This window comes from Aeromonas sp. 1HA1, assembly GCF_029237385.1.
Lineage (GTDB): Bacteria > Pseudomonadota > Gammaproteobacteria > Enterobacterales > Aeromonadaceae > Aeromonas > Aeromonas popoffii.
Genome location: NZ_JAACGC010000055.1, coordinates 22,767 through 28,963, shown reverse-complemented (window position 1 = coordinate 28,963; position 6,197 = coordinate 22,767). Strand labels below are relative to the sequence as shown.

Annotated in this window: 3 protein-coding genes and 2 pseudogenes; 1 reads left to right on the top strand and 4 read right to left on the bottom strand. The window is 63.6% G+C overall.

Translation table 11 applies throughout. From position 1 onward, the window contains the following. Positions 1-118: 118 nt before the first annotated feature. Positions 119-397, bottom strand: a pseudogene (locus GWQ22_RS15900) (HD domain-containing phosphohydrolase); the annotation flags it as partial. Between GWQ22_RS15900 and GWQ22_RS15895 the strand changes: the two are divergent. After that, positions 393-599, top strand: a pseudogene (locus GWQ22_RS15895) (SMR family transporter); the annotation flags it as partial. The pseudogenes GWQ22_RS15900 and GWQ22_RS15895 sit on opposite strands and share 5 nt — an antisense overlap. A gap of 71 nt (positions 600-670) precedes the next feature. Here the strand turns inward: GWQ22_RS15895 and GWQ22_RS15890 are convergent. The 3 genes from GWQ22_RS15890 to hrpB form a co-directional block, all read right to left on the bottom strand. Next, complete coding sequence (locus tag GWQ22_RS15890; protein ID WP_042038505.1) at positions 671-1,072, bottom strand: VOC family protein; 402 nt, start codon at positions 1,070-1,072, stop codon at positions 671-673. A 45-nt stretch (positions 1,073-1,117) separates the two neighbouring features. Beyond that, positions 1,118-3,433, bottom strand: a complete 2,316-nt coding sequence (mrcB, locus tag GWQ22_RS15885) for a penicillin-binding protein 1B (protein ID WP_275930904.1) — start codon at positions 3,431-3,433, stop codon at positions 1,118-1,120. Between the two features lie 250 nt (positions 3,434-3,683). Then, positions 3,684-6,143 carry an ATP-dependent helicase HrpB gene (gene hrpB, locus GWQ22_RS15880; protein WP_275930903.1) on the bottom strand — a complete coding sequence of 820 codons (2,460 nt, stop codon included), beginning with the start codon at positions 6,141-6,143 and terminating at the stop codon, positions 3,684-3,686. Between the last annotated feature and the right edge of the window lie 54 nt (positions 6,144-6,197).

Here is a 6,197-nt window from a genome sequence, read left to right as displayed (position 1 = left end):
CCCAAGATGAAAGAGGCCTATGCTCGCTTACTGATGGAAAAGTTCACCTATTACATGAAGCAGCACCGGTTATATTCCCGCACATTTGGAATTATTTGAGTCGTAAAAAATGAGGGGATCAGTAAGGAGACTGTGCCACCAGCCGATTGAGCGCCTGCACCACTTGGGGATCAAACTGGCTGCCAGTGCGGGACTGTATGTATTCCATGGTTTGTGCCAGCGTCCAGGGCTCTTTGTAAGGGCGCCTGCTGAGCAGTGCATCGAACACATCGACCACCGCCACTATGCGAGCCGACAGCGGTATCGCCTCCCCCGCCAGCTGCTCCGGGTAACCCTTGCCATCAAAATGCTCGTGATGTGCACGGGCGATCTCGGCCCCTAGCGACAGATAGCTGGTGCTGGGGGCGTTTACCCTGCTGTCAAAGGTTGTGAGCGGTGGCCAGATCGATCTGGCCGTCGCCTATGCCACCTGGGGAGCCATCGGTATTCTGGGTACTGCACTGGGTGGTCTGCTGCTCTTTGGTGAGCGACTCAAGCCCATCGGATGGGCCGGGATGATGGTGATGGCGCTAGCGGTAGCCATGCTGACCACCGCCTGATAGCGAGCCATCAATGACATGACCAAGCCGCCTGCTTCTGCGGGCGGCTTTTTTGTTGGGTCGACGCAGGGTCAGCACGACGCTTCATAGAGCTCCAGCGGCAGGCCGTCGGGGTCGGCAAAGAAGGTAAAGCGCTTGCCGGTCAGTTCATCCACCCGCACCGGCTCCACCTCAATCTGATGGATCTGCAGATGCCGGATGACGCGGTCAAGCTCGCTGACCCGAAAGGCCAGGTGGCGCAGACCGCAGGCCTCCGGCCTTGAGGGCCGCGCGGGAGGTGTCGGAAAGCTGAACAGTTCCAGCTGGCTGCCATCGGGCAGGCCCAGATCCAGCTTCCAGGATTGACGTGCCTCGCGCAGGGTCTCGGCAAGGATGGGCAGCCCCAGCACCTGATGATAGAAGTGGCGCGAGCGATCATAGTCGCTGGCAATGATGGCCACATGATGGATGGCCTCAAACAACGGGAAAGTCATATGCACTCCAGTCAAACGGGCAGCCAGGGCTGCCCGTTTCGTCTATCAGTTGAAGAAACCACCGAACCAGTCATCCAGTGCGCTGCGCGGTGCGGGGCTGCCACAGCTCATGGGCTCAGCCAGCCCGGCCAGTTTGGCCGGCACCTGCAGGCTACCCGGACAGTCGCTGACCACACGGGCGCCGCTGGCGCGGGAGAAGTTGGCCCAGCTCACCCCTTGCGGCATCTTCAGCGTCAGGCTGTTGACGCCACGCTGGCTCATGTAGCCGCTAAACAGTTGCAGGGCACCGCTGGCCCCTGTCAGCCCAGCGGACGTGTTGTCGTCACGGCCCACCCAGATGCTGACCAGCTCGTTGTTGTCCAATCCCGCAAACCAGGAGTCGCGCAGCTCGTTGGTGGTGCCTGTCTTGGCGGCCATGGTGGCGCCGGGGAACTTGGCATTCAGCGCGCGGGCCGTGCCCTGGCTCACCGTCTTGGTCATGGCAAACAGGGTCAGCCAGCTGGCCTGTTCGTCCGTGACCCGCTTGGCGGTCTGATCATGCTGATAGAGAGTGCTGCCATCGCTGTTGACCACGGCGCGGATCGCCGACAGCGGCTGGGTCAGCCCCTGGTTGGCGATGGGCAGGTACATCTGGTTCACCTCCATGGGTGACAAGGCCACGGCCCCCAGCACCAACGACGGATAGGGCTGGATCTCCTGCTCGACCCCCAGCTTGTGCAGGGTATCCACCACCTTCTCCAACCCTACCTGCAGACCCAGATTGACGGTCGGCACGTTGAGGGAGCTGGCCAGTGCATCCATCAGGGGCACGCTCTGGCGGAACTTGCGATCGTAGTTTTGCGGTGTCCAGACCTGACCATCCTGACCGCGAAGGCGGATCGGCTGATCCTTGAGCGGGCTCGCCAGGGTCAGGCCGTTAGAGAGGCCGGTCAGGTAGACGGCTGGCTTGACCAGGGAACCGATCTGGCGACGGGCATCCAGCGCCCGGTTGAAGCCGGCGTAGCGGGGATCCCGCCCCCCCACCAGCGCAACCACTTCGCCCTTGTGCCAGTCGGAGACCACCATGGCCGCCTCCAGCTTCTTCTTGCCACGCTGCTTCTCGATGAGCGTCAGACCCGATGCCACCGCCTGCTCGGCGGCGTGCTGGGCGATGGGATCCAGGCTGGTGAAGATCTTGAGGCCGGACTGCTTGAGCAGATCGGCGCCGAAACGGCTCTGGATCTCGCGTTTGAGCAGCCCCATGAAGGCCGGAGTGCGGCCATAGCTCATCTGGCCACGGGTGATGATGCCAAGCGGCTGCTTGCTGGCGAGCTCGTACTCGGCCGGCTGCAAGCTGCCGTGATCCATCAGCAGCTTGAGCACCAGATCACGCCGGGCCTTGGCCCGCTCCGGGAAACGCCAGGGATCGTAATAGGAAGGCCCCTTCACCAACCCCACCAACAGCGCCACCTGATCGATGTCCAGCTCGTTGACCGGAATACCGAAGTAGAAATAGGAAGCGAGCCCGAAGCCATACACCCCTTGCGAGAAGTTCTGCCCCAGATAGACCTCGTTGAGGTAGGCCTCCAGGATCTCGTCCTTGCTGTAGCGATAGTCGATCAGCACCGCCATGTAGGCTTCCTGCAGTTTGCGCCACAGGCTGCGCTCGCGGGTCAGGAAGAAGTTCTTGGCCAGCTGCTGGGTGAGGGTGCTGCCCCCCTGCACGGTGCGACCGGCCAGCACGTTAGCCGCCATGGCGCGCAGTATGGCCACCGGCGAGACGCCGCCGTGCTGGTAGAAGTCGCGATCTTCAGTGGTGAGCAGGGTCACCAGCAGGCTGTCGGGCACCTCGGCGATGCGCACCAGCAGGCGATCCTCCCGATCCTCGGTGTTGAGGCGATCGAGCAGCACTGGGTCCATCTGGGCGTAGCCGAGCTGGCGCTGATTCTCCAGCGACTGGATCCCCTCCAGCCGCGCGCCGTTGAAGGTGAGACGCAGGCCACGCGCACCGTCGGCGCCATCATGGAAAGCGAACGGGCGGCGAATAAGCTCGATACGGTTGCCGTTGATCGCATACTCGCCTGGCGTGTGAGGCTGGCGCACCTGCTTGTAGCTCAGCATGTTGAGCTCACGCAGCATCTGGGTCTGGGAGAGGCGCTGGCTGGGGTAGAGCTCCAACGGACGGCTGTAGACCATCACCGGCAGTTGCCACTTCTCGCCATCGAAGCGCTCACGCACCTTGGTATCGAGGTAGATGCCAAACACCACCATGAAAGCGGCCACCACCAGGGAGAGCTTGAAGCCGAGCCAGAACAGCGTGCGCCAGATGGTGCGTTTGGGCGCCACCTTCTTGGGTGTGCGCTTGCGTCGTTGCGTTGCCATAAATCCTCTTTGCTTTCCTTTCTACTTGTTATGTCGCGTTCGCGAACGTCCGAGTGGGATTAACCAATCAAATCTGAATCTCGGGTTTCATTTCGCCAGACAAATGGATGCCAACCCCTCATCCTCAACCCGTCTCCCACAAGGGGAGAAGGGGGCAAACACCAACCTCGATCGGTTCCCTCTCCCTCAGGGAGAGGGCTAGGGTGAGGGTAATCTGCTGGAGTTGGGCTTCGCGCGGCTCAGCACCAACCTACATCCCCATCTTCTTCTTGGTGACGCTGGTCGGCATCGCCTCCAGCGGATTGTCCGGCCAATAGTGGCGGGGATAACGCCCCTTCATCTCTTTTTTTACCAGCTCGTAGGAACCGGCCCAGAAGGCGGCAAGATCGGCCGTGATCTGTAGCGGCCGCCGGGCAGGCGAAAGCAGCTCCACCACCAGCGCCACCCGGCCATCGGCCACGCACGGGGTCGTACCTTGCCCGAACATCTCCTGAATGCGCACCGGGATCACCGGCGCCTGACCCGGCTGATAACGAATACGCACCCGGCTGCCGGTCGGCGCCGTGAAGTGGCTCGGCAGCGCGTCGTCCAGCCGTTTGGGCAGTGGCCAGGGCAGGGATTGACGCAGGATGTCGTTGAGGTTGAGCCGCTTTAGCTGCTCCAGCCGGGTCATGCCACTCAGGGCTGGCAATAACCACTCTTCCAGCCGGGCCAGCAGGCTTTCGTCGTCCATGGCGGGCCAGCCGTCATCAGGCAACCAGTCGCGGGCGCAGCGCAAACGGGCCAGCAGCCCTTCGCTGCTCTCGTCCCAGGGCAGCACATGCAACCCCTTGCGGCGAATGCCTTGCAGCAGGCAGCGCCCTTTCTGCTCGTCAGAGAGCGCGGTCAACGGTCGCTGGCTCAGCACCAGTTCCCCGATCACCAGCTGGCGCTCAGCGCGCACCCGCTCTTCCCGCTCGTCCCAGTCAAACCACTGGCGCTCGCTCACCAGCTCCGGCAGCTGGCGCGCCAGCTCATCCAGCTCGACCGGTTCGGCGATAAAGATGCGACTGCCGCGATCGTTTTGCCCCATCTCGATGGCGATGAGGGCCGCTTGTCCCTGGCATGGGTGACCTTCTACCAGATCGCAGCTCACCCCACCACTGAGTTGATAGCGGCTGCCACTGCGCAACTTGCCGATCCGATCCGGCCAGGCGAGGGCGCACAGCAGTCCCAGCCACTGCCCTTGAGCCTGACGTTGTGACGCGCCAGACCTGACACCGAGGCGATCTAACCAGCGGGCAGCCCCCTGCCGCAGGGCACCAAGACGGCGGTGAAACAGCACAGAGAGGCGTTCAGATCCTCGCAGATCTTCTTCCAGCAGCGCCACCAGGAAAGCGGCATCGGCGACAATCCCTGTCAGACCCTCGGCCTCAAGCGCACGGGCCCGCAGCAGCATGCGCGCCAGCCGAGGGTGCGTGCCGAAGGCTGCCATGGCACGGCCAGCAGGAGTAAGTTGTTGCTCACCCTCGGGCGTCATGGCACCCAGGCTGACCAGCAGCCGCTGGGCGCTGGCTACGGCGGCGGCGGGGGGCATGTCCAGCAGTGGCAGGCTCTCCACTTTAGCGCCCCACTGGGCGGCGTCCAACAGCAGGCCGGTGAGCTCCTGCGTCAGTATGTCCGGCGGGCTCTGCTCGGCGAGACGCTCCTGCACTTCACCGCTCCAGAGCCGATAGCAGACGCCAGGACCGAGACGACCAGCGCGGCCCGCCCGCTGGGTGGCGGACGCCCTGGCGATCTGGCGGGTCTCCAGCCGGGTGACGCCACTTTTCAGATCGAAGGAGGCGCGCCGCTCCAGCCCGCTGTCGATGACCATATGGATGCCCTCTATGGTGAGGGAGGTCTCCGCCACATTGGTGGTGAGCACCAGCTTACGGCGACCGACCTGTGCCGGTTCGATGGCGGACTGTTGCGCCGCCATGTCAAGGCGCCCGTAGAGCGGTGCGAGGCGCACGTCATCCGGCAACCGTCCCTCCAGCCACTGGGCGAGCCGCTCTATCTCCCCCTGCCCCGGCAGGAACACCAGGGCGCTGCCGGCATGGCTGGCGAGTGCTTCCAGCACGACGGCGCCGACTTGCGGCTCCAGCCACTGCTGGCGATTGAGGGGGCGATAGTGATAGTCGATGGGAAAGCCGCGCCCCTCGGAGCGAATGACGGGGGCGTCAGGCAACAGGCTCTCGAGCGCCATGCCATCCAGGGTGGCGGACATGATGAGCAATTTGAGATCATCGCGCAGCCCCTGTTGGCTCTCGATGGCAAAGGCCAGGGCGGTATCGGCGTGCAGGCTGCGCTCGTGGAACTCATCGAAGATGACGAGCGACACGCCCGCAAGCTCAGGATCCTGCTGCAACATCCGGGTCAGCACCCCCTCGGTGACGATCTCGAGTCGGGTCCTGGCACTGGTGCGACTCTCGCCCCTGACTCGCAGGCCGATGCGCTCTCCCACCGGCTCCCCCAGCTGACGGGCCAGAAAGCTGGCTATGTTGCGCGCCGCCAAACGACGGGGCTCCAGCATGAGGATGCGACCGGGCAGCCGGTTTTGGCGCACCAGCTCCAGCGGCAGCAGGGTCGACTTGCCCGCGCCCGGGGGCGCCTGCAGGATCACGCTGGCATGGCTGTCGATGGCGGCAAACAGCGCTGGCAACACGGACACTATGGGGAGTTGGGACAAAGCGGCGAGCACCTTCTGTGATGACCTTAAAACGGCGCCCATTCTGCCATAGCA

Excerpts from the sequence above, each read along its gene's own strand:
- mrcB (WP_275930904.1), bottom strand. The coding sequence starts at position 3,433 with ATGGCAACGCAACGACGCAAGCGCACACCCAAGAAGGTGGCGCCCAAA.
- GWQ22_RS15890 (WP_042038505.1), bottom strand. The coding sequence starts at position 1,072 with ATGACTTTCCCGTTGTTTGAGGCCATCCATCATGTGGCCATCATTGCC.